Origin of the sequence: Paenibacillus sp. NAIST15-1, from assembly GCF_001894745.1 — a bacterium.
GTDB classification, from domain to species: Bacteria; Bacillota; Bacilli; order Paenibacillales; family Paenibacillaceae; genus Paenibacillus_B; species Paenibacillus_B suaedae.
On sequence record NZ_BBYF01000002.1, the window covers coordinates 76,031 to 95,057 of the forward strand.

At 47.1% G+C, this 19,027-nt stretch carries 17 protein-coding genes; 13 read left to right on the forward strand and 4 right to left on the reverse strand.

What is annotated here, in order from left to right:
• Positions 1-106 precede the first annotated feature (106 nt).
• The 5 genes from PBN151_RS04005 to mtnA all read left to right on the forward strand — a co-directional run bounded on the left by PBN151_RS04005 (position 107) and on the right by mtnA (position 6,218).
• Positions 107-1,225, forward strand: a complete 1,119-nt coding sequence (locus tag PBN151_RS04005; RefSeq protein WP_021253132.1) for a sugar ABC transporter substrate-binding protein — start codon at positions 107-109, stop codon at positions 1,223-1,225.
• Between the two features lie 111 nt (positions 1,226-1,336).
• Positions 1,337-2,851 carry a sugar ABC transporter ATP-binding protein gene (locus PBN151_RS04010; RefSeq protein ID WP_072727814.1) on the forward strand — a complete coding sequence of 505 codons (1,515 nt, stop codon included), beginning with the start codon at positions 1,337-1,339 and terminating at the stop codon, positions 2,849-2,851.
• A gap of 2 nt (positions 2,852-2,853) precedes the next feature.
• Positions 2,854-3,855, forward strand: coding sequence for an ABC transporter permease (locus PBN151_RS04015; protein WP_072727815.1), 1,002 nt, complete (start codon positions 2,854-2,856; stop codon positions 3,853-3,855).
• 21 nt (positions 3,856-3,876) lie between these two features.
• Positions 3,877-5,100: an S-methyl-5-thioribose kinase gene (gene mtnK, locus PBN151_RS04020; RefSeq protein WP_072727816.1), complete on the forward strand. Its 1,224-nt coding sequence runs from the start codon at positions 3,877-3,879 to the stop codon at positions 5,098-5,100.
• Positions 5,101-5,117: 17 nt separating this feature from the next.
• Positions 5,118-6,218, forward strand: coding sequence for an S-methyl-5-thioribose-1-phosphate isomerase (gene mtnA, locus PBN151_RS04025; protein ID WP_072727817.1), 1,101 nt, complete (start codon positions 5,118-5,120; stop codon positions 6,216-6,218).
• A gap of 127 nt (positions 6,219-6,345) precedes the next feature.
• Here mtnA and PBN151_RS04030 read toward each other — a convergent pair whose 3' ends face one another.
• Complete coding sequence (locus PBN151_RS04030; protein ID WP_072727818.1) at positions 6,346-7,107, reverse strand: DeoR/GlpR family DNA-binding transcription regulator; 762 nt, start codon at positions 7,105-7,107, stop codon at positions 6,346-6,348.
• 264 nt (positions 7,108-7,371) lie between these two features.
• Here PBN151_RS04030 and PBN151_RS04035 point away from each other — a divergent pair, with 264 nt between their 5' ends.
• The gene (locus PBN151_RS04035) at positions 7,372-8,100 is read left to right on the forward strand and encodes a class II aldolase/adducin family protein (RefSeq protein WP_072728476.1); all 729 of its coding nucleotides are present in this window, start codon (positions 7,372-7,374) and stop codon (positions 8,098-8,100) included.
• Between the two features lie 162 nt (positions 8,101-8,262).
• On the opposite strand, the gene PBN151_RS04040 is transcribed toward PBN151_RS04035, so the two are convergent.
• Positions 8,263-8,895: a copper amine oxidase N-terminal domain-containing protein gene (locus PBN151_RS04040; RefSeq protein ID WP_227774476.1), complete on the reverse strand. Its 633-nt coding sequence runs from the start codon at positions 8,893-8,895 to the stop codon at positions 8,263-8,265.
• A gap of 286 nt (positions 8,896-9,181) precedes the next feature.
• On the opposite strand from PBN151_RS04040, the gene PBN151_RS04045 reads away from it, so the two are divergent.
• On the forward strand, positions 9,182-9,784 hold the full coding sequence (locus tag PBN151_RS04045) for an HD domain-containing protein (RefSeq protein WP_072727820.1): 603 nt from the start codon (positions 9,182-9,184) through the stop codon (positions 9,782-9,784).
• Positions 9,785-9,867: 83 nt separating this feature from the next.
• Here the strand turns inward: PBN151_RS04045 and PBN151_RS04050 are convergent, their stop codons facing one another.
• Both PBN151_RS04050 and PBN151_RS04055 read right to left on the reverse strand, forming a co-directional pair.
• On the reverse strand, positions 9,868-10,281 hold the full coding sequence (locus tag PBN151_RS04050) for a GNAT family N-acetyltransferase (protein ID WP_072727821.1): 414 nt from the start codon (positions 10,279-10,281) through the stop codon (positions 9,868-9,870).
• A gap of 26 nt (positions 10,282-10,307) precedes the next feature.
• Complete coding sequence (locus PBN151_RS04055; protein ID WP_072727822.1) at positions 10,308-10,673, reverse strand: VOC family protein; 366 nt, start codon at positions 10,671-10,673, stop codon at positions 10,308-10,310.
• A gap of 111 nt (positions 10,674-10,784) precedes the next feature.
• Between PBN151_RS04055 and PBN151_RS04060 the strand changes: the two genes are divergently transcribed.
• The 6 genes from PBN151_RS04060 (at position 10,785) to PBN151_RS04085 (ending at position 18,949) form a co-directional block, all read left to right on the forward strand.
• Complete coding sequence (locus PBN151_RS04060; RefSeq protein WP_072728477.1) at positions 10,785-11,732, forward strand: helix-turn-helix transcriptional regulator; 948 nt, start codon at positions 10,785-10,787, stop codon at positions 11,730-11,732.
• A 246-nt stretch (positions 11,733-11,978) separates the two neighbouring features.
• The gene (locus tag PBN151_RS04065; RefSeq protein ID WP_021253121.1) at positions 11,979-12,311 is read left to right on the forward strand and encodes a hypothetical protein; all 333 of its coding nucleotides are present in this window, start codon (positions 11,979-11,981) and stop codon (positions 12,309-12,311) included.
• Positions 12,312-12,347: 36 nt separating this feature from the next.
• On the forward strand, positions 12,348-16,379 hold the full coding sequence (gene essC / locus PBN151_RS04070) for a type VII secretion protein EssC (protein WP_072727823.1): 4,032 nt from the start codon (positions 12,348-12,350) through the stop codon (positions 16,377-16,379).
• Between the two features lie 18 nt (positions 16,380-16,397).
• Positions 16,398-17,261, forward strand: a complete 864-nt coding sequence (locus tag PBN151_RS04075; protein WP_083545032.1) for a hypothetical protein — start codon at positions 16,398-16,400, stop codon at positions 17,259-17,261.
• A gap of 4 nt (positions 17,262-17,265) precedes the next feature.
• Positions 17,266-18,435 (forward strand): WXG100 family type VII secretion target, encoded by a 1,170-nt coding sequence (locus tag PBN151_RS04080; RefSeq protein ID WP_072727824.1) that lies wholly within the window; start codon positions 17,266-17,268, stop codon positions 18,433-18,435.
• Between the two features lie 196 nt (positions 18,436-18,631).
• Positions 18,632-18,949, forward strand: a complete 318-nt coding sequence (locus PBN151_RS04085) for a DUF4176 domain-containing protein (RefSeq protein WP_021253117.1) — start codon at positions 18,632-18,634, stop codon at positions 18,947-18,949.
• Positions 18,950-19,027 lie beyond the last annotated feature (78 nt).

Sequence of the window (19,027 nt, forward strand, 5' to 3'; positions counted from 1 at the left end):
GCGATTCCACAATGTAGGTGTTAGTATGAAGTCAATTACAGGAAAATCAAACCAATTTTAGTGCAGGGCATTCATCATTTTCATATGATATCGAGGAGTGTGTTCTATGAAAAGAAACATGTTCAAAGTACTGATCCTATCATTAATGGCTGTCGTTCTTGTTGCAACAGGCTGTTCAACAAGCGGCAAGTCATCCTCAGGCAAGGCCGCCGTAGACAAGGGGGCAATTGCTGACCTTCCACAATCGATTAAAGACAAAGACATAAAAATTATGGTTATTCGCAAAATCGGCGGTGATGACCATACCGCACAGTATCTAGCTGGAGCCAAACAAGAGGGTGAATCGCTGGGCTTCGTAGTAGATACCTTCTCCGCGAATAACGATTCTGCCAAATTTCATGATGCGATCGCTCAAGCGATGGATAAAAAATATGACGGCGTTATCATCTCGCACGGTGATGATGCGGCAACGGTTGAAGATGTGAAGAAGCTGACGGAAAAAGGAATCCCGGTCGTTACATTTGACTCTGTTCCAGAAGTGTCTTCGGTGAATGGGGTAACCATGACATCACAGGATGATGGCCAATTGGCAAGTCTAGCGCTAGACAGTTTGAATAAGCAGCTGAACGGCAAAGGGAATATTGTATACCTCTGGGTAGATGGATTTCCGCCAATGGTAGCTCGTAACGGAATCTATCAGCAATTTTTGAAAGATAATCCTGGTATTAAGGAAGTGGAGCGTTTCGGTGTGGCTGCAACAGACACATCTGTTCAGACACAGAATGCTGTTGCAGCGATGCTGACGAAGCACGGCAAAGGGGAAATCGATGCGATCTTCGCAACATGGGACGCGTTCGCAATTGGAGCAGCACGGGCGTTGAAGGAAGCGGGTCGTGAAGAGGTTAAAATCTACGGTATCGATGTATCCAATGCTGATCTGCAGCTCATGCAAGAGAACAACAGTCCTTGGGCTTCCACGGCGGCAGTAGATCCGAAGGTAATTGGGGCAGTCAATTTGCGCTTGCTGGCGAAGAAGATTGCTGGTGAAGATACACCTCCGAAATATGATTTGAAGCCGACTTTGATTACTCAAGTTCAATTGAACTCCATAGGTGATGCTGTCAACATGGAGAGCCTGAACAAGATTATTCCGGGCTGGGGTGTAAGCACGGACTTCGAAGAAGACTGGATGAAGGCGCTTAAGAAGGCTAACAAGGCGCAATAACAGGTCGAAGCTAGTCTCGCACAGTGACAGCGAACAGGCAAGCGCCGGATCAGACAACTGGTTAGGCGCGCGAAGCGCTTGCCTGCTCATCGTGAACAGGGGGTCAGGGAGATGGGGAAGACGAGCAAGATACTCCTGGAAATGAAGGATATCTCGATAGAGTTTCCCGGTGTACAAGCGCTTAAGAACGTTCATTTTACAACAGAGACGGGGAATGCGCATGCGCTGATTGGCGCTAATGGGGCAGGGAAGTCTACTTTAATGAAGGCATTGTCCGGTGCGTATAGTCACTATACCGGGGAAATCTGGATTAATGGTGAAGCGGTGACGATCCGTTCGCCGCGTCAGGCGAAAAACCTAGGGATCCAGATTGTCTATCAGGAAGTTGATACTGCGCTGATTCCTTACTTGACAGTAGGCGAGAATATCATGTTGGAAGATATGGTTCATGATATGGGGCCGAAGCAATGGATCAGATGGAGGAGACTTCATGATTCCGCTGGGCACATATTGAAGCGAATGAATGTTCAGGTACCAACCAAGAAACTCGTCAGTGAATTAACACTGGCGGAGAAGCAGATGGTGTTAATCGCGAGAGCAATCTCTACGAAATGCCGCTTTCTTATCTTGGACGAGCCAACAGCGCCGCTAAGTCATGCAGAGACGACTGAACTGTTCCGCATTGTACGCGATCTGAAGGCGAACAATGTAGGGGTTATCTTTATTTCTCACCGCTTGCCGGAACTGTTCGAGATCTGCGATGATATCACGATCATGCGCGACGGGGAACTCGTGACGAAGATGAGGATTGCGGATACCACCCCTGTTGAGACGATTGAATACATGCTGGGCAAGAAGCTTGGCGAGCAGTTCCCAGGGCGCGCATCTTCCATTGGAGGCATGCATTTTGAAGTTAGCAATCTATCTGACTTTCATAAGATTGCAGATATTCATATGCATGTGCGCAAAGGGGAAATTGTCGGCGTCGCAGGATTGGTTGGAGCGGGCAAGACGGAATTATGCAAAGCTCTGTTCGGGGCTTCCGAGATCCAGTCGGGACAGCATAAGCTCGATGAACTACCGATAACCATTCGCAATTCACATGATGCCGTGAAGGCAGGAATTGCGCTTGTTCCCGAAGAGCGGCGCAAGGAAGGGATATTGATATTTGAATCTGTCGTGCATAACATCTCGGCAGCGAATCTATCGAGGTACTGCAAGTGGGGGCCGTTCCTTCAATTTCGCAAAGAAAGAGAAGAGGCAAGAAGGCTTATTGAGGAACTCGGCATTAAGACGCCTAGCGAACATACGAAAGTGCAGAATTTATCGGGCGGCAATCAGCAGAAGGTTGCGATTGGAAAGTGGCTGCTGGCTGATGCGGAAGTATACATATTTGACGAGCCAACCAAGGGTGTGGACGTCGGGGCGAAGAAGGACATCTTCGAGCTAATTACGAGGCTGGCGGAGCAAGGGAAGAGTGTAATCTACGCCTCCTGTGAATTGTCGGAAATCGTAGGCATTACGGATCGTGTGTATGTGCTGTACGACGGACAGATTGTGAAGGAACTGCACACGAACGATACGAATGAAGAGGAATTATTGTTCTATTCAACAGGAGGTAAATAGGTATGAGCATAATTCGGCGTAGTCAAGCTCAAGGACAGACACCCAAGTCGTTTGACTTTTTCGATTTTTTATATAAATACGGAACCATCATTACAATCTTGCTATTGATCGCTGTGTTCGGAACGCTGTCAAGCAGCTTTTTGCTGCCGTCCAATATTATTAATATTTTGCGTTCGATCTCGATCGTAACCATTATTTCTATCGGGATTACGATCTCGCTTGCGGTAGGCGGTTTTGACCTGTCCGTTGGTTCCGTCGCTTCGCTTGCAAATGCGATTGTTATTTCTATGTTTGTATGGCATTCGCAAAATACATTCATCTCGATCATTGCTGCGATCCTGGTATGTCTGATTGCAGGTGTAGTGAACTCGTTCATGATTGTGAAGGTGAAAATACCGGACATGCTTATGACGCTGGCAACGATGTTCATTATACAAGGCTTGGCGCTTACCTATACAAGAGGGGCGACTGTCTCGCAAAATATGGTTATGCCGGATGGCTCGTTCGCAACGGGGAAGATAAGTGCTTTATTTGCTAAGATCGGGCAAGTTCCTTGGATTATTGTCATAATGCTCATTGTAGTCACTGTTGTGCACATATTCTTGAACTACACGAAGCATGGCAGATATATGTATGTAATTGGGGGCAATATCGAGGCGGCGAAACTGTCAGGAATCGCTGTCAATAAGTACCGAGTGCTTGCTTATATTCTATCAGCGGGGTTCGCAGCGATTGGCGGCATTATACTCGCTTCGCGTGTTATGACTGCAGAGGTGAATGCTGGTGCGCCGTATTTGATGGATGCAGTAGCGGCAGCCTTCATCGGCTTCTCTGTAGCAGGTGCTGGGAAACCGAATGCATTCGGTACATTCATTGGAGCAATCCTGATTGGGATCTTGCAAAATGGTCTTGTCATGATGTCGGTTCCATACTATGCGATGGACATCGTGAAGGGGACGGTGCTCGCATTTGCACTGGCATTAACGTATTACAAGAAAAAATAAGGCTTACAGGAGGGGAAAGGAATGAAGTATACAACGTACTTTACAATGCAAGAAGCAGATGTAATCGACTATGCGTTAACGAAGTTGGATGTATTCTCCGAGGATGCGAGCTTGACCTGCAAGGAGATTGGGGACGGCAACTTAAATTACGTGTTCCGGCTCGTCGATGAGCAGTCGAAGCGTTCTATTATCATTAAGCAAGCAGGCCCTGTAGCGCGGATTTCGGATGAATTCAAAGTATCTCCTGACCGCAATCGCATCGAAAGCGAGATTCTGAAAATCCAAAATGAGCTTGCACCTGGACTTGTCCCGGAAGTATACAACTATGATCCGATCATGAACTGCTGTGTAATGGAGGACTTGTCCGATCATGTCATTATGCGCACCGCGTTATTGAACCGGGAGCAGTTCCCTCTGTTCGTGGAGCATATTACGACATTTATGGCGAACACATTGCTGTTGACATCTGATGTTGTCATGAATCATAAGGAAAAGAAAGAACGAGTTAAAACATTTATTAATCCTGACTTGTGTGAGATTACCGAAGATCTTGTATATACGGAGCCTTTCTACAATTGTGCGAGAAACGATGTCTACGAGCCGATTCGTGAATTCGCAGCTAAGCATTTGTGGGAAGATGAAGCGTTGCTGCTGGAAACGGCGAAGATGAAGTTTGAATTTATGACGCATACTCAATCTCTGATTCACGGCGATTTACATACAGGATCAATCTTCGTGAAGCAGGATTCGACCAAAGTGATTGATCCAGAATTCGCTTTCTACGGGCCAGCAGGATACGATGTGGGCAATATTATTGCAAACTTAATCTTTGCCTATGTGAATGCAGAATGCACAATGGAAGCGGGCGACTTGAAGGAACGTCATTTGGAATGGATCATTGAAACGATTCAAGACGTTGTTGACCAATTCCAAACGAAATTCTTATCCTTATGGTCAACATCTGTTCTAGATAAGTCAGCTTCGTATCCCGGATTCGATCGATATTATCTTGATCTGATTATGAAGGATGCAGCGGGTGTTGCGGGGCTTGAATTGTGCCGTCGCACACTCGGCATCGCGCATGTGAGAGAGATTGCATCCATTGCTGATGCTGATGCAAGAGAACGTGCTGAGCGGATGTGTCTCATCATGGGCAAGCAGCTCATTATGGATCGTTCTGACATGAAGCGAGGCAGTGACTATTTCCGTATCATCAGTTCAAGCAGCGAGATGTACAGCCGATAGAATGGGAGGGTGGAAGGATGAGTCAAGTGAACAGCAGTCAAACAGTCAGCATGATATCATCAGTTCGGTTAGAGGATGAGAAGAATACGCTAGTCATTCTAGATCAGACACGTCTTCCGAATGAAACCGTATATCTCGAGCTACAGAAGCTCGAAGATATTTGGGATGCTATCTATCATTTGAAGGTGCGTGGTGCGCCTGCTATCGGCATTGCGGCGGCATTCGGGGTATATTTGGGTGTGAAGGGATCCTCAGCGGACACGTATGAGGAATTCTTCGCAGACTTCGGCAATGCGAAGCAATATTTGGGTTCGTCGCGACCAACGGCAGTGAATCTGTTCTGGGCGCTGAATCGTATGGAAGCAAGGCTGGAACAGGTGCAAGATCGCTCTGTTGCTGAGATTAAGGCGGCGTTGAAAGAGGAAGCAGAAGCGATTCGCGCAGAGGATGAACAGGTATGCGAGAGCATTGGACGCTATGCCTTGTCTCTATTGCAGCCGAACTGGGGCATCTTGACACATTGCAATGCGGGGGCCATTGCAACAGCGAAGTATGGAACAGCTCTTGCACCTATCCATCTTGGCCAAGAGCAGGGCTATCAGTTCAAGGTATACGCAGATGAGACGCGTCCATTGCTGCAAGGGGCTCGCTTAACGGCCTGGGAGCTTAAGGAAGCAGGCGTGGATGTAACGTTGATCTGTGACAATATGGCATCTATCGTTATGAAGGAAGGCAAGATACAAGCTGTATTGGTCGGCTGCGACCGAGTGGCGGCGAACGGTGATGCAGCGAACAAGATTGGCACTTCTGGTGTGGCCATCCTGGCAAAGCATTATGGCGTCCCGTTCTATGTATGCGCGCCATTATCTACGGTGGATTTGGAGTGCCAGACAGGCGACGATATTCATATCGAGCTGCGTCCTGACAGTGAAGTAACGAGCAAGTGGTATGAGCAGCCAATGGCGCCAGAAGGGGTTAAGGTATACAATCCTAGCTTCGATGTGACCGATCATTCTCTCATCACAGCAATCATCACGCAGCATGGCATTGCTTATCCGCCGTTTGCAGATTCTCTGCCAGAGATGTTCCACAAGGAAGCTGCGTCTAAGAAGGGTTGATCGACTGCTTAAAGTAATCGAGTTTATATAATGAGACGAATCCGTTTCTAAACAAAAATCCCCTGCATGCAAATCGACAACGAACAAGGCGATTTGTCTGTCAGGGTTTTTCTTATTGTACAAGTATTTATTCGCATTCGTATAAGGAGATCCCCTTCGTGCTAGTGACCTCATGCCATGTTTCATCCAAACGCTGATCAGTAACAATGGTGTGGATTTGATCCAAATCACAAATACTTGCGAAAGAAGTTCGGTCGAATTTCGTATAGTCCGCAGCTAAATATACCTTGTTTGCCCGTTCTGCGGCAATGCGCCGAACCTCAGCTTGTTGTTCATTGGAGTCTGTCAGTCCATGCTGGATGCTGACTGATCGGCAGGAGATGAATGCCATATCGAAGAAATAACTCTTCATATTCACTTCCGCATTTCTACCCAGAGCCGACATGGAGCTGGAGGATATGCCGCCGCCAATGACAACGAGATGCACTTGTGGACTGTCCATCAATACATTAATAATTTTAATTGAATTGGTTACGACCGTCAGACGCTGCTCCTGAATTTGTTGTGCGATGTACAGTGAGGTGGTAGAGGCATCTAAGAAAATGGAGTCTCCGTTTGAAATAAATTGAGCGCATTGCGCTGCAATTCGCTTCTTGCCATCAACATGGATATGTTCTCGGAGCTGGATATTGATATCATTTTGAACACCATCAGGTATGTACGCACCTCCATAAGTTCGAGTCAATACGCCTTCCTCCTCTAGTTGTTTCAAATCTCGACGAATGGTCTCCTCCGTGACTTGAAATAGTGAAGTAAGCTTGGCGACCGTAACGCTCTTCTCCTCTTGGATGATATCTTTAATTTTCGCTTTTCTCGTAATAGGCAGCATATTGTCCGTTCTCTCCGCTTATGTTTGATTTTAACTCCATTATATCATATCTCCTCTCTATAGCTTGCCAACTTCATACATAAACAATCCACACAAAACAACACAATGCATTGACAAAACGGATATAAAGTACGAATATTAAATATGTGGCATACGAGGATTCAAACTTTAGATATAAGCCTCTTTATGTTTGATGTGGAGACAAGCCAGAGACACAGGGGGGGTGAAGGATTGAATAAGCTGCAAGCTAACTCAGATACGGAAATGAAAGAACTCATCTGTGACATCGGCAGAAGGATGTATGCACGGAATTATGTGGCTGCAAATGATGGGAATATTACGATGAAGACCGAAGCGGGTACCATTTGGGCTACACCGACAGGGGTAAGCAAGGGCTATATGACACCTGACATGCTGGTGGAGATGGATATGCAGGGTAATGTTTTGTCGGGTACATACAAGCCTTCTTCTGAAATTAAGATGCATTTGCGAGTATATCAGGAGAACTCGGAGGTACGTGCTGTTGTTCATGCGCACCCTCCAGTGGCAACGGCATTTGCTATTGCGGGGATTGATCTGGATCAAGCTATTTCTCCCGAGGCAATTGTTAATCTGGGACGAGTAGCCGTTGCGCCCTATGCGACACCAGGTACGCAGGAGGTTCCCGATTCGATTGCCCCATATTGCAAAGGATATCATGCTGTGCTCCTAGCGAATCATGGTGCATTAACGTGGGGGAGGGATATGACAGAAGCCTATTTCCGAATGGAATCGCTAGAGCATTATGCACTGATGTACATGTATGCGAGCAGGTTGCTTGGCCGCACGAATGAATTGTCAAGTGAGCAGGTCGCGGAACTCGTAGACATACGAAGCCGGATGGGCGTTACAAGCGGTGGAAATCCATCGTTAAGGCGGCGGGAGGAAGACACCCTCTTCGATCAACTTGCGGATAAGATAGTAGAACGAGTGTTATCCAAATTAAATTCGTAGATATGCGCTTCATCGAGACAGATCCCGAAGTCGGCAGGGTGAAGGGATTACTAGAAATTCAGGATGGATTTTGATTCTAATTTCAGACACATACAGCCCCAAAGAATAGTCACAATCCATGCAGCTGCATCGGATGCGACATCTTTGGGGCTGTTACTTTTTCTAAAGGGAGATATTTATTGTTTTCGCTGACTCATTCCATTCCACAGTGCCCGGCAATGCATCACGAAGCAACTGAAGTGGAACCATGAACTTGCCTTTGTATACAATCATGGGAGTCGTAAGTTTATTAATCGTTCCGTCAATGGAGAAGGTGTAATGGTTATGCTTAATTGGGACAATCACTTGCCGTTTCGATGAAGATATGTAGATTTTGTTGTCTTTAACCGAATAGTTTGCTTGTAGTGCCTTTAAGGTATCGATAAGTGGAAGCATAAGCTGGCTGTCATGGCGTACAGCCTGAATAGGCAGTTTAGTTGCTTCCTTGTTAAGAGTGATGGCAGCAGCTACTTCCGTGACGACAGGTTTGTTTTCTTTTGCCTGTTTATTAGTTGTGTTACCAGGTTTAGCGTTGTTTTTGTTTTTTGTTGTTGATTTACTAGATGATGAAGATTTGGAAGAGTTGGATGATTTGGATGACGAACTCTTCTTAGAAGAAGACTTAGATCCACCATTGTGATAGTGGTATTCCCCATACTCCAGTCCCCATTTTTCGCAATTCGTTCTACACGTATGACCCCCGTTGCTATCTGTTCGGCCAGGGTGTGCGATTGAGATCGATGAGAATGTCGTCATCGCAACGATACAAGCAGTACTTACGGCTATCAGCTTACTCCATCTTACACGTTTCATCGTGGTAACCCCTTTCTATTCGCATAGGTATTATGGATCAATTCTATTATAGTTCCACTACCTCTTAAGAACTAGGAAATATTTGAGAAATGACGAGATAGGTCAATGATTATCGTGTTTTTTGCCATTATGCAATTTCGAATGGCTGTGAGATAATGAGATGTAGAAGCATCTGCAGCAGGGGAATCCTGCACGGATAGCGTAAGGATGACGAAGGGGAATGACGTTCATGGCGGGCATAAATGAAAGATTAATGAGGCAACTTGAATTTGTGAAGGAATTGGATAAATTAAAGAAGGTGTTTCGTCGTTCGTATTTGCTTGATGGAAGCCGCCATGAGAATGATGCTGAGCACACATGGCATTTGACAGCGATGGCAATGCTGCTGCACGAATATACAAGTGAACGCAATATGAATTTGCTCCGTGTGCTCAAAATGTTAATTATTCATGATGTGGTCGAGATTGATGCAGGGGATACCTTTGCATATGACGCTGAAGGCAATGCAAGCAAGTTCGAGCGCGAGTCAAAGGCGGCCAAGCGGTTGTTTGGCATCTTGCCAGAGGATCAGAAACTGGCGCTAACACAATTATGGACGGAATATGAGCAGCGTCAGACACCGGAAGCGCAATTTGCCGTTGCACTTGATCGTTTGCAGCCGCTGCTTCACAACTATGTGACAGAAGGCAAGTCGTGGAAAGAGCATAAGGTAACGAGTGAGCAAGTGTTGGCGCGGATTCAAGCAATCCGAGATGGGGCTCCGGAACTGGGGAAGCTAGCAGAAGAACTCATCCGCAGTTCAGTGGAGAAGGGATACTTGGCTAACAGCTAACTAAGGCTGTCTAGCATCAAACCATGAATAAAGGGGGAAGGAGCGAGCGAGTATGCATCCTTCCCTCTTTCCTCCTTGTTCATCTAGACGTAGAGAACCCAACGATTGCGGGTTGCACTCGAACCTTCCAGCTTCCATCCATTATGCTCATAGTATCCATTGAAGCTGGACTGAATAGGGCAGGCTGATTCTATCGGATGAGGAGCTAAGGTATCCAGCATTTGTCGCAATAGATGCTGCCCCCTGAACGGTTCCGCTACAGCAAATTGATAGAGAGAGATGCGCTCACTCCCTTTGCGAGGGTAGAACCGCAATGCTCCAGCCAAGCGCAGGCCGATGACGGCGACAAGCAGCTGCTTGCGTCTTATTGCAGCAGCAACCCCATCTGGACAGCGAAGCTCTCCGCTTGTCAACCCATCATGGTGCAGATCTATTCTTTCATTGAAGAAATGCGTAATTGCGCTCGTTTCTTCCCATTTTGCCAGTCGTATGTACACCGCAATCCCATCCTCAATATTCTTCACTATTTGCCAACTAGAACGAACACGTTGTGATCTGGAGCTTCCATGACGGCAACGTGTCCAGATTCGGTAGGGAACGGTTCTCGAATCCAATGAATATCAGTCCGTTCTTGCAGTTTCGCATACGTCTCTCGTACATCATCAACGAGAAGTTCGATATCGATTTCTTTCAACTCAGGGTTGTTCTGCAGCACAAGCTCTGAGCTGCGTTCATCTGGGAAAGACAACCCCACAATTGTCCATGGTTCCCCATTTGGAAGCGGGCGTGTGATCGTCCAACTCTCTTTTAACCCGATTGCGGTGTAGACAGCAACGGATTCCTCTATGTTGGCAGTATATAATGCGGCACATTCCATTTTACGTATCATTCTATTTCCTCCTTGTATCTCGTACTGCTCATACTGTACTATCTAACCATGACAAATCATGTCATAGTTATGAAATCGTTTTACGATAGGGGGAGGGGGGGAGTCTTGGGCATGAACAAATCCCAGCGACTCATTGAGTTGATGATGATCGTGAACAAGAAGCAGCAGTTTACCGCGCGTGAGCTGGCGGAAGAAAGTGGTGTATCCGTACGGACAATATTGCGGGATTTGCGCCAATTAGAAGAGCTTGGTGTTCCTCTATATACGGAGTATGGACCCAGGGGCGGGTTTCGTTTGTTGAAGGAGAAGCTGCTTCCGCCGCTGACATTTCTGGAGCAGGAGGCGTTTGCTGTCTTTTTCGCCGTTCAGCTGCTGCAAGAATATAAGACAATCCCATTTGGCAAGGATGCCACGAGAGCGTTATCGAAGTTCTATCAGGTGCTGTCTCCACATACACAACAGCAAATCGACGCGATGAAGCTCTGTGTACGATTTTGGGTTCCTCCTCGTGAACAGGATATACCGCATTTGCAGCAATTGCTGCATGCTTCGCTCGACAATAAGGTGATCCAGATCCGTTATGCTTCCATCAGAGGAGAGGAATTGCGCGATATCGTCCCAATCGGCATATATGCCCATAATGGCTATTGGTATTGCCCAGCCTACTGTATGGAGCGGAAAGGGTATCGGTTGTTCCGTGCGGATTGCATGCTTGAGGTGAACGAGGTTGAGCAGCATACGGTACCTATGTTAGAGCTAATGAGCTTGGAAGAGTGGTTCGAGCCTCCCCAACTGAAGGACGATGTTGTTGCCATTTATGTGGAATTGACGAAGCTTGGGGTTCGGAAATGTCAAACCGATCCATGGTTGGATAAGTCGCTGACTGTGCGCGAAGATGGAACGGGTGTGATCAATCACGTGATCGCGGCGACTGAAGTAGGCTATTTGGCGGACATTCTGTTTGGAATGGGGACAGATGCGCATGTCATCGAACCTCCAGAGATTATAGAGTTGATTCAGCAGAAGGCGAAGCAGTTAATTGCACAATATCAACACTAAGAGAGGTACACTATGAATCTCTAATACCAGTCTATTTGAGGGATATTCTGGGGTTAAACCCCGTCTTTGGGCTTATTGTAATTGTGTGATCCCAATATATACTAAACAGAGAAGTAATAGATTTGGAGTAAATTTGGTAGGAATAACGAATTAATAGAGTGTGATTTCACATAAATTGACAATAATAGTCAAATGGTGCTAGAGTTGACTTATCACTACGTGCTGGTGTGAAAGGTGCCTTAGCTTATGATACTTACCGTCTCTTTTGGAAGACAAGGCCGTGAGTGGTTCGATATTGATGTAGCGGATGATTGTACAGTAGTTCAGTTGAAGGCAATACTTGGACTGAAGCTATTCGGAGAACCACCGAAGAATCATATGCAATATATTTTGGAAGTCAAGCAGCCAGAAGGATTATGGAGTACTGTTCCTGAGCAGCAGCGTTTGCTGGAGGCAGGTGTCCGTGAAGGGGCATACATTCGCGTACAGCGAGCGTTCTCCACGACTACAGATTCAGCACCATCGTTTGGTCGCCGAGCATTGTTCCAACTCGATGAGGCTGATGAACATACTGAGTAGTCGTGACAAGAGGAACGAGACGAGGAGTTGTTCAATGTGAACGTGATGTATCAGAGATCGCCTCGCATTAAGCCGGAATTACCAGAGGAGAAGCTTGAGATATTACGGCCTCCTGCTGAACCGTCGCGTCCGACGTTCTCTATCGTTACACTGATTATTCCGATTGTGATGACCTTGGTCAGTATCGGATTCTACATATATATGTCCATGTCAGGGAAGATGGGCAATAGTAACTATATGATGTTTCAAATGATTACCATCTCGATGATGCTTATGTCCTATACGCTTCCATTTTTCTTGTATTTGAGCAACAAAAGACAGTACGTGCGCAAGCAGGCGGAACGAAGTCAGATGTATCTGGCTCAATTGGAGAAGCATCGCCTGGAGATTATCGAGAAGCAACATGAGCAGCGAGCAGCGATGTATGCGATTCATGGTGATCCAGATGTGTGCCATCAAATTGTGAAAAATCGCAACAGCAGCCTGTGGGAACGCGGGCCTTTTGATGTTGATTTTATGGATGTTCGCATTGGCACCGGAGAAGTGCCTTTTTATATGCCAATCATTACTCCGCGAACCGATGGCTACGAGAAGGATCCACTTATCGAGGCGGCTCATAAGCTCGAACAGGATTCTCGGACAGTAGATGAGGTTCCAATTACATTGCCGTTGTATGAGTCGAAGGTAGTCGGAATCGTTGGAGACAAAGCTTCCGTTATGGAAGCAGTACGGATTGTGATTGCTCAGCTGACGACAAGGCATTCGCCTGATGAGGTGAAGCTAGCTGCGCTCTACGATGAGCAGGAAGCAGAGAATTGGGGCTGGCTGCGATGGCTTCCGCATACATGGAATGATGATCGCACACAGCGTTATTTGGCTGATCGGCGTAGTACGGCACATCAATTGGCTGATCAATTGTATGGAATTCTAAATCGTCGCAAGAGTTTCCAGACGACCGGCGAGAAGAAGAAGCAGCTTCCCATTTATGTTGTTCTGCTGCAGGATAGCCAAATGATCGAGGAAGAGCCGCTATATCCTCTTCTATTAGAAGAAGCGAGCCGAGTGGACAGCTGTACCCTAGTGCTGTCTGATCGCAAGGAGCGGCTTCCGATGCAATGCCGCCTTATTGTAGAAGTCGGTGCAGATACTGCTGTATCTACGCAAAAAACGGATCAGGAGGGGATCGTTCAGCATTCCTTCCAAATGGATCATTTATCTGCTGACAAGATCGATACGCTGGCAAGATATATGGCGCCGATTCGCTTGAAGCGTTCTGCTGCTTCAGATCTTCCACCCGTTCTAACGTTGTTCGATATGTTCGGTGTAGAACAAGTTGAGCAATTGAAGTTGGTGGAACGCTGGAATCGAAATCGATATCCAGATACATTGCCAGTGCCCGTAGGTGTGCGTGCTGGTGGCAAGCTGGTGTCCTTGAATCTCCATGACAAGATTGAACGCAAGGGACATGGTCCACATGGACTTCTCGCAGGAACAACAGGCTCAGGCAAAAGTGAGGTTATTCAGTCGCTAATTGCTTCACTGGCAGCTGAATACCACCCTCATGATGTGGCCTTCATGCTGATCGACTACAAGGGCGGAGGAATGTCTAATACGTTCGAGAAACTTCCTCATGTCGTAGGAACCATTACGAATCTAGACGAGAGCCTGATCGAACGTGCACAGGTATCGCTTCGTGCTGAGCTGATTCGCAGACAACACATTTTGAATGATGCGGGAAACATGCAGCATATTGACGAGTATTACAAGTCGCCGCTTCGCTATCAGAATCCGCTGCCTCACTTGATCATCATCATTGATGAATTTGCTCAGCTTAAGAAGGAACAGCCAGAATTCATGGATGAGTTGATCAGTATAGCAGCTATTGGACGTACATTAGGTGTTCACTTGCTGCTGGCGACTCAGAAGCCTGCCGGGGTAGTGGATGAGAAGATATGGAGCAATACACGATTCCGCATCTGCCTTCGTGTTCAGAGTGAAGGCGATAGTCGGGATATGCTCAAAATTCCGAATGCAGCTTGGATTACGCATCCGGGGCGCGGGTATTTTCAGGTGGGCAGTGACGAAGTGTTCGAGGAGATGCAATTCGCATGGAGCGGTGCACCTTATCTGGTAAAGCGTCAGGAAGGTCAGCCGCTGCGAATTGAAGTGAGCGAGGTTCGCCTGAACGGGAAGATGGAGGCTTTGCTGCCTAGTGATACACTATTGTCGGCCTATGATGAGCAAGATCAGCTGAAGCAGCTTCAAGTATTCATTGATGCTGTTGCCGAGGCGGCATGTTGTGAGGAAATTAATCGATTGCAAGGGCCATGGCTCGCCCCGCTGCCACAAGAGCTAGGTCGCAGTGAATTATTCAAGCGTACACGGACGTTGTCAGGTGTTCCCGGTGATTTTAAGGGAATACAACCAATTGTAGGCTTGCTGGATGACGTCATGAACCAACGGCAGGAGCCGCTTGGCATCGAAATGGATCATGAACATTGGGCAGTATACGGAATGCCGGGAACGGGAAAGACAACATTTGTACAGACACTTCTCATGTCTCTCGCTGAGCAGTATGAACCTGATGTCTGGCACGGCTATGTTGTGGATATGGGGCGTATGCTGAAGGATTATGCTGACTTGCCTCATGTGGGCGCGGTAATTGCAGGTGAGGATGAAGATAGACTCAAGCGGCTGTTCCGCTATCTTCTTGCGAAGGTGAAGGAACGAACAGAGATGTTGTCCGAAGCCGGCGTCAAGACGATTGCTTCTTATCGGCAGGTAACACAGCTATCGGTGCCGAATATTGTTGTTATCATTGACGGGTATTTGAATTTCCGAACTTCCTATCCGGATGAGAATGAATGTTTGGAATATTTGCTTCGAGAAGGCGGCAGCTTGGCCATTTCATTCGTGATTACAGCCAATCGCGTAACCGATATTTTTGACAAATTCCGTAGCAATATATCGAATGCGATTTCGTATGAATTAGCTGATCCAAGCGACTATTACTTTGCTGTGGGCAGACCGGCTAGAACGCCGGCGCGGCTGCAGGCAGGTCGCGGACTCATTAAGCATAACGGGGTACCGATCGAATTCCAGACTGCTTATCCTGCGGATGGGAACAATGATGTAGAACGTGTTCTTCAGTTGCGTTCACAGATTCGATTGATGCACAATTCCTGGCAAGGGGCTGCAGCCCCACTCATTCGCAGCTTGCCTGAGCGTGTGCGTCTTAGTGAACTGCTGAAGCTGCACGACGATTCATACGAGGAAAGCGAGATCATAGAAGCGGAGCAGCTGCAATGCTCGGAACGGTTGCAACCCGTGCCTGTTGGCGTGCGCACAGATGATTTGGAGCCATATCTGGTCAATTTGAAGGAAGGTCCTCACTTCGTCGTCGCAAGTCCTATGGAGAGCGGCAAGACCTCATTCCTTACGAGCTGGATGCTGTCTTTGGCTTATCATATGTCTCCAGAACGTTTGCATATCTATGCGATTGATGTTCGATATGGGGACAATGGCGTTGCTTCGCTAAGAGACTTGCCTCATGTAAGGGAGATTGTAACAGAGGAAGAGCGAATTCCTGGATTCATTCAGCAAGTATATGATCAGGTCTCGTCCCGGAGTAAGGATGGAGGGGATCCAATCCTACTGCTGGTTATGGATGATGCAGATATGCTGTGCAAGCAGCTCACAGATTACACGGTCAAAGATCAACTGTCTGCGATCGTACGCCAAGGTCGGGATAAAGGGGTACATCTCGTATTGGCAGGGGTTCCGTCTGATTTTCCAACCTTCGGGGTGGACTGGTTTAACGATGTCAAAGCATCGCAAGCTGGATTTTTATTTGGGACGATTGATGCGAATGATCTGTCCTTCTTCCGAATCCCGATCTCAGAGTCGCAGTCTTCTGGTCCTAGTGGGTCGAAGGTGCTTCCTCCTGGTCAAGGATATTTTGTTAGACGTAAATTTACAAAAATAAAGACAGCAATACCCTACGATGAAATATGGACTCCGGCCGCATGGACAACACTTATACATAAACGTTGGAAAGTGCGGGTCTGATGGGGGGTGGACACATTGGTGACGAGTAACGAACCATATCTACAAGCGCAAGATGGCAGAAGTGGTATTGAGCTTCACGTAAAAGAATTGTATTTTCTTGCTGGAATCATTGGATCTGATCGCTTGCTTGGGATTGAGGATCCATTTCGGGGCTATCTAACTGAGGAAATTGCAGAAGAATGGAATAAGGTCAAAGCTGCGCTGCTGCGCAAGGGATACTTAACGGAAGAGCCTGGAGGCAGAGAGCTGGCTATGCCATCTCACGTCTATTCAACGGTAGCGGTAACGGGATTGGCAAATCGCTCCTGCTGGGTTCGGATTTCAAATGCAGCAGATGAGGGGCCTAATCGCGAAGTATACGAAGGCTATTTTCATTTTACGAATGAATTAGTCATCGAACGAGCACAGAAGCGGCTCCAACCAGAAATTTGCTCCTTTCGAGAATATGACTCGACGAATGAGGCGTGTTCCGTCATTGTGAACCGCATGAACTGGGCTGATCAGCAGGAAAGCGAGATAGCTGCTGTTATGTTGTCCAAGAGGCATTTCCATAAACTCTATGAGCATGCGGCTGAGCTTACCGTAGAGCAAATGACTAGTCAGCTAATGACCTTCGATGGAGAGGAAGCGGGAGCAATGGCCCTGGCGCATTCGCTGAAGCATCGTACCGCAGAAGGGGAGCTCTTGTTTCTTGTGTGGAATGAGAAAAGCTGGGATGTGCAGGGAGCAGCTTTTCTCGTCGGAGGTTCCCGCAATTGGCTTATTCGGCAAAGCTCCAAAGGTGATGAGGATTGGCTGACTGCCACATTAACAACAAAGGAACAACTTGAAGGCCTGTTAATCGAGTGGGAACGCCAGCATTCTATAGAAGAAGGAAGGTGACATCGTGCGCATTATCGTAACGCCGGATGCGCTTCGTCAGGGGAGCCGTCAGTTGCAGGCAACAGCGGAGCAATTAAATGCGATTCAATCGTCATTGGAACGTTCTCTGCAGACGCTGGAGTGGGAGGTTTCTATTAAGGCTGCGATCGGAGAAAAATGGCAGCAAGCTTCTCGGTTATCGGCTCAAATACATACGCTTTTGTTTGATTTAAGCCAGCAGCTTCAGTCCAAGGCGGATCAGTTTCAATCAGCTGATCAGCAAGCGCACCCGATTCTAGGCCATGCCTATCAAATCGGTTCGGCGGCGTCATTATATTCAACGATAGGGATTGGGGGGGCATCACTGATTATCCCTGCTCTAGGGACACAGGTAGGCGCCATATCGAACCCAAATGCGGTTGTTCGGGCGATTGGCACACAAGAGGATAAAGGTTCAGGCGGTTGGAATTGGAAGCCAACGACTCCTGAAATGTATGGCTATGGCAAAGACGGATACCGCATGATCAATATGGCGAAGAGCGGGTTCAATGTGAATGTTCGTGGAGACGGCTACGTGACAATCAGTGGTGCAAGATCGAAATTCGCACTGTCTGAGGGGATTCAAGGAACGAGATATGCGGCATCGAATGCAGCGAATCATGCAAATGTGTGGAAATTCGTTGATCCAGTAGTTGCAGCAAAGGAATCGCTCTCTATCAAGGGATGGAGTGCCAAGCTTGGATATGCGGGGCTTGCATACGATACAGGTACCGCAGTCATGACGGATTACGAGAAGGGTGGCCCTAGTCGTGCAGCTGCCAGTACTGTTGTGAATGGATCAATCGGAGTAGGTACCATGGCAGCGAGTGCTGCCGTGGGAGCCTGGGTAGGTTCAGTCGTTCCTGTTGCCGGCACTATTGTAGGGGCAGGAGTAGGGTTAGCAACAGGAGCTGCTATCTCTATGGTTACGGAGGTAACCATTAATGGCAAGTCTATCAAGACCCATGCGGTTGATGCCGTTGACACTGTGGTGGATACCGTGACTGATACCGTTGCGAGCGGAACGAAAGTGGCAACTGATGCTGTTCAAGATGGCGTTAAAGCGGTGAAGAGCGGTGCAACGAAGGCTGCTGGCAAAGTCGTGAATAAGGTTTCAGATATGTTCGGTTCAGTAGGTAAACTACTGCCTAGTTGAAGCTATTAAAACGGGGCTAATAGACTAACCTAATTTATGACATAGGAACTATATTATGATATTTATTTATCGCTCTGTAGGATCAGAATACTGCTCATGTTATTTGTATATTGGTTAATATGATCAGCTCGTCGCATCGCGTGTGCAGCTTCGATAAGAATTGTAGGATGCAAGAGTAGAAAGGGAAGGATGAATTATGGGGAATCAGACTGAACAACAACATGTTGGGAATGGAGAGGATGCATTGCTTCCACTCGGCTCTATCGTACTGCTGCATGAAGGAAGCAAAAAATTAATGATATATGGCCGCAAGCAGCTGCAGATCACTACGAACCGTTTGTTCGACTATTTGGGAGTCATATATCCTGAAGGGTATATTGATGAGAACTACTCCTATTTGTTCAATCAGGAAGACATTGAAATGATTGTCCACGTTGGCTATACCGATGTGGAAGAAGAGCAGTTCCAACTCGTACTTCAGAGCGTTCCTCAGGCTCAGGAGTCCACATTTTAGAATTAGGACTGCAGACTCTTTTAAATTTGTAATAGATTTCATGTACAATTATTAATAGAAATATTTGCATAATTTATT

Coding starts and splice junctions, on each gene's coding strand:
- PBN151_RS04060 (WP_072728477.1), top strand. CDS start 10,785: ATGAACAAATCCCAGCGACTCATTGAGTTGATGATGATCGTGAACAAG.
- PBN151_RS04005 (WP_021253132.1), top strand. CDS start 107: ATGAAAAGAAACATGTTCAAAGTACTGATCCTATCATTAATGGCTGTC.
- mtnA (WP_072727817.1), top strand. CDS start 5,118: ATGAGTCAAGTGAACAGCAGTCAAACAGTCAGCATGATATCATCAGTT.
- PBN151_RS04010 (WP_072727814.1), top strand. CDS start 1,337: ATGGGGAAGACGAGCAAGATACTCCTGGAAATGAAGGATATCTCGATA.
- PBN151_RS04065 (WP_021253121.1), top strand. CDS start 11,979: ATGATACTTACCGTCTCTTTTGGAAGACAAGGCCGTGAGTGGTTCGAT.
- PBN151_RS04055 (WP_072727822.1), bottom strand. CDS start 10,673: ATGATACGTAAAATGGAATGTGCCGCATTATATACTGCCAACATAGAG.
- PBN151_RS04015 (WP_072727815.1), top strand. CDS start 2,854: ATGAGCATAATTCGGCGTAGTCAAGCTCAAGGACAGACACCCAAGTCG.
- PBN151_RS04045 (WP_072727820.1), top strand. CDS start 9,182: ATGGCGGGCATAAATGAAAGATTAATGAGGCAACTTGAATTTGTGAAG.
- PBN151_RS04035 (WP_072728476.1), top strand. CDS start 7,372: ATGAAAGAACTCATCTGTGACATCGGCAGAAGGATGTATGCACGGAAT.
- PBN151_RS04030 (WP_072727818.1), bottom strand. CDS start 7,107: ATGCTGCCTATTACGAGAAAAGCGAAAATTAAAGATATCATCCAAGAG.
- mtnK (WP_072727816.1), top strand. CDS start 3,877: ATGAAGTATACAACGTACTTTACAATGCAAGAAGCAGATGTAATCGAC.
- PBN151_RS04085 (WP_021253117.1), top strand. CDS start 18,632: ATGGGGAATCAGACTGAACAACAACATGTTGGGAATGGAGAGGATGCA.
- PBN151_RS04040 (WP_227774476.1), bottom strand. CDS start 8,895: ATGACGACATTCTCATCGATCTCAATCGCACACCCTGGCCGAACAGAT.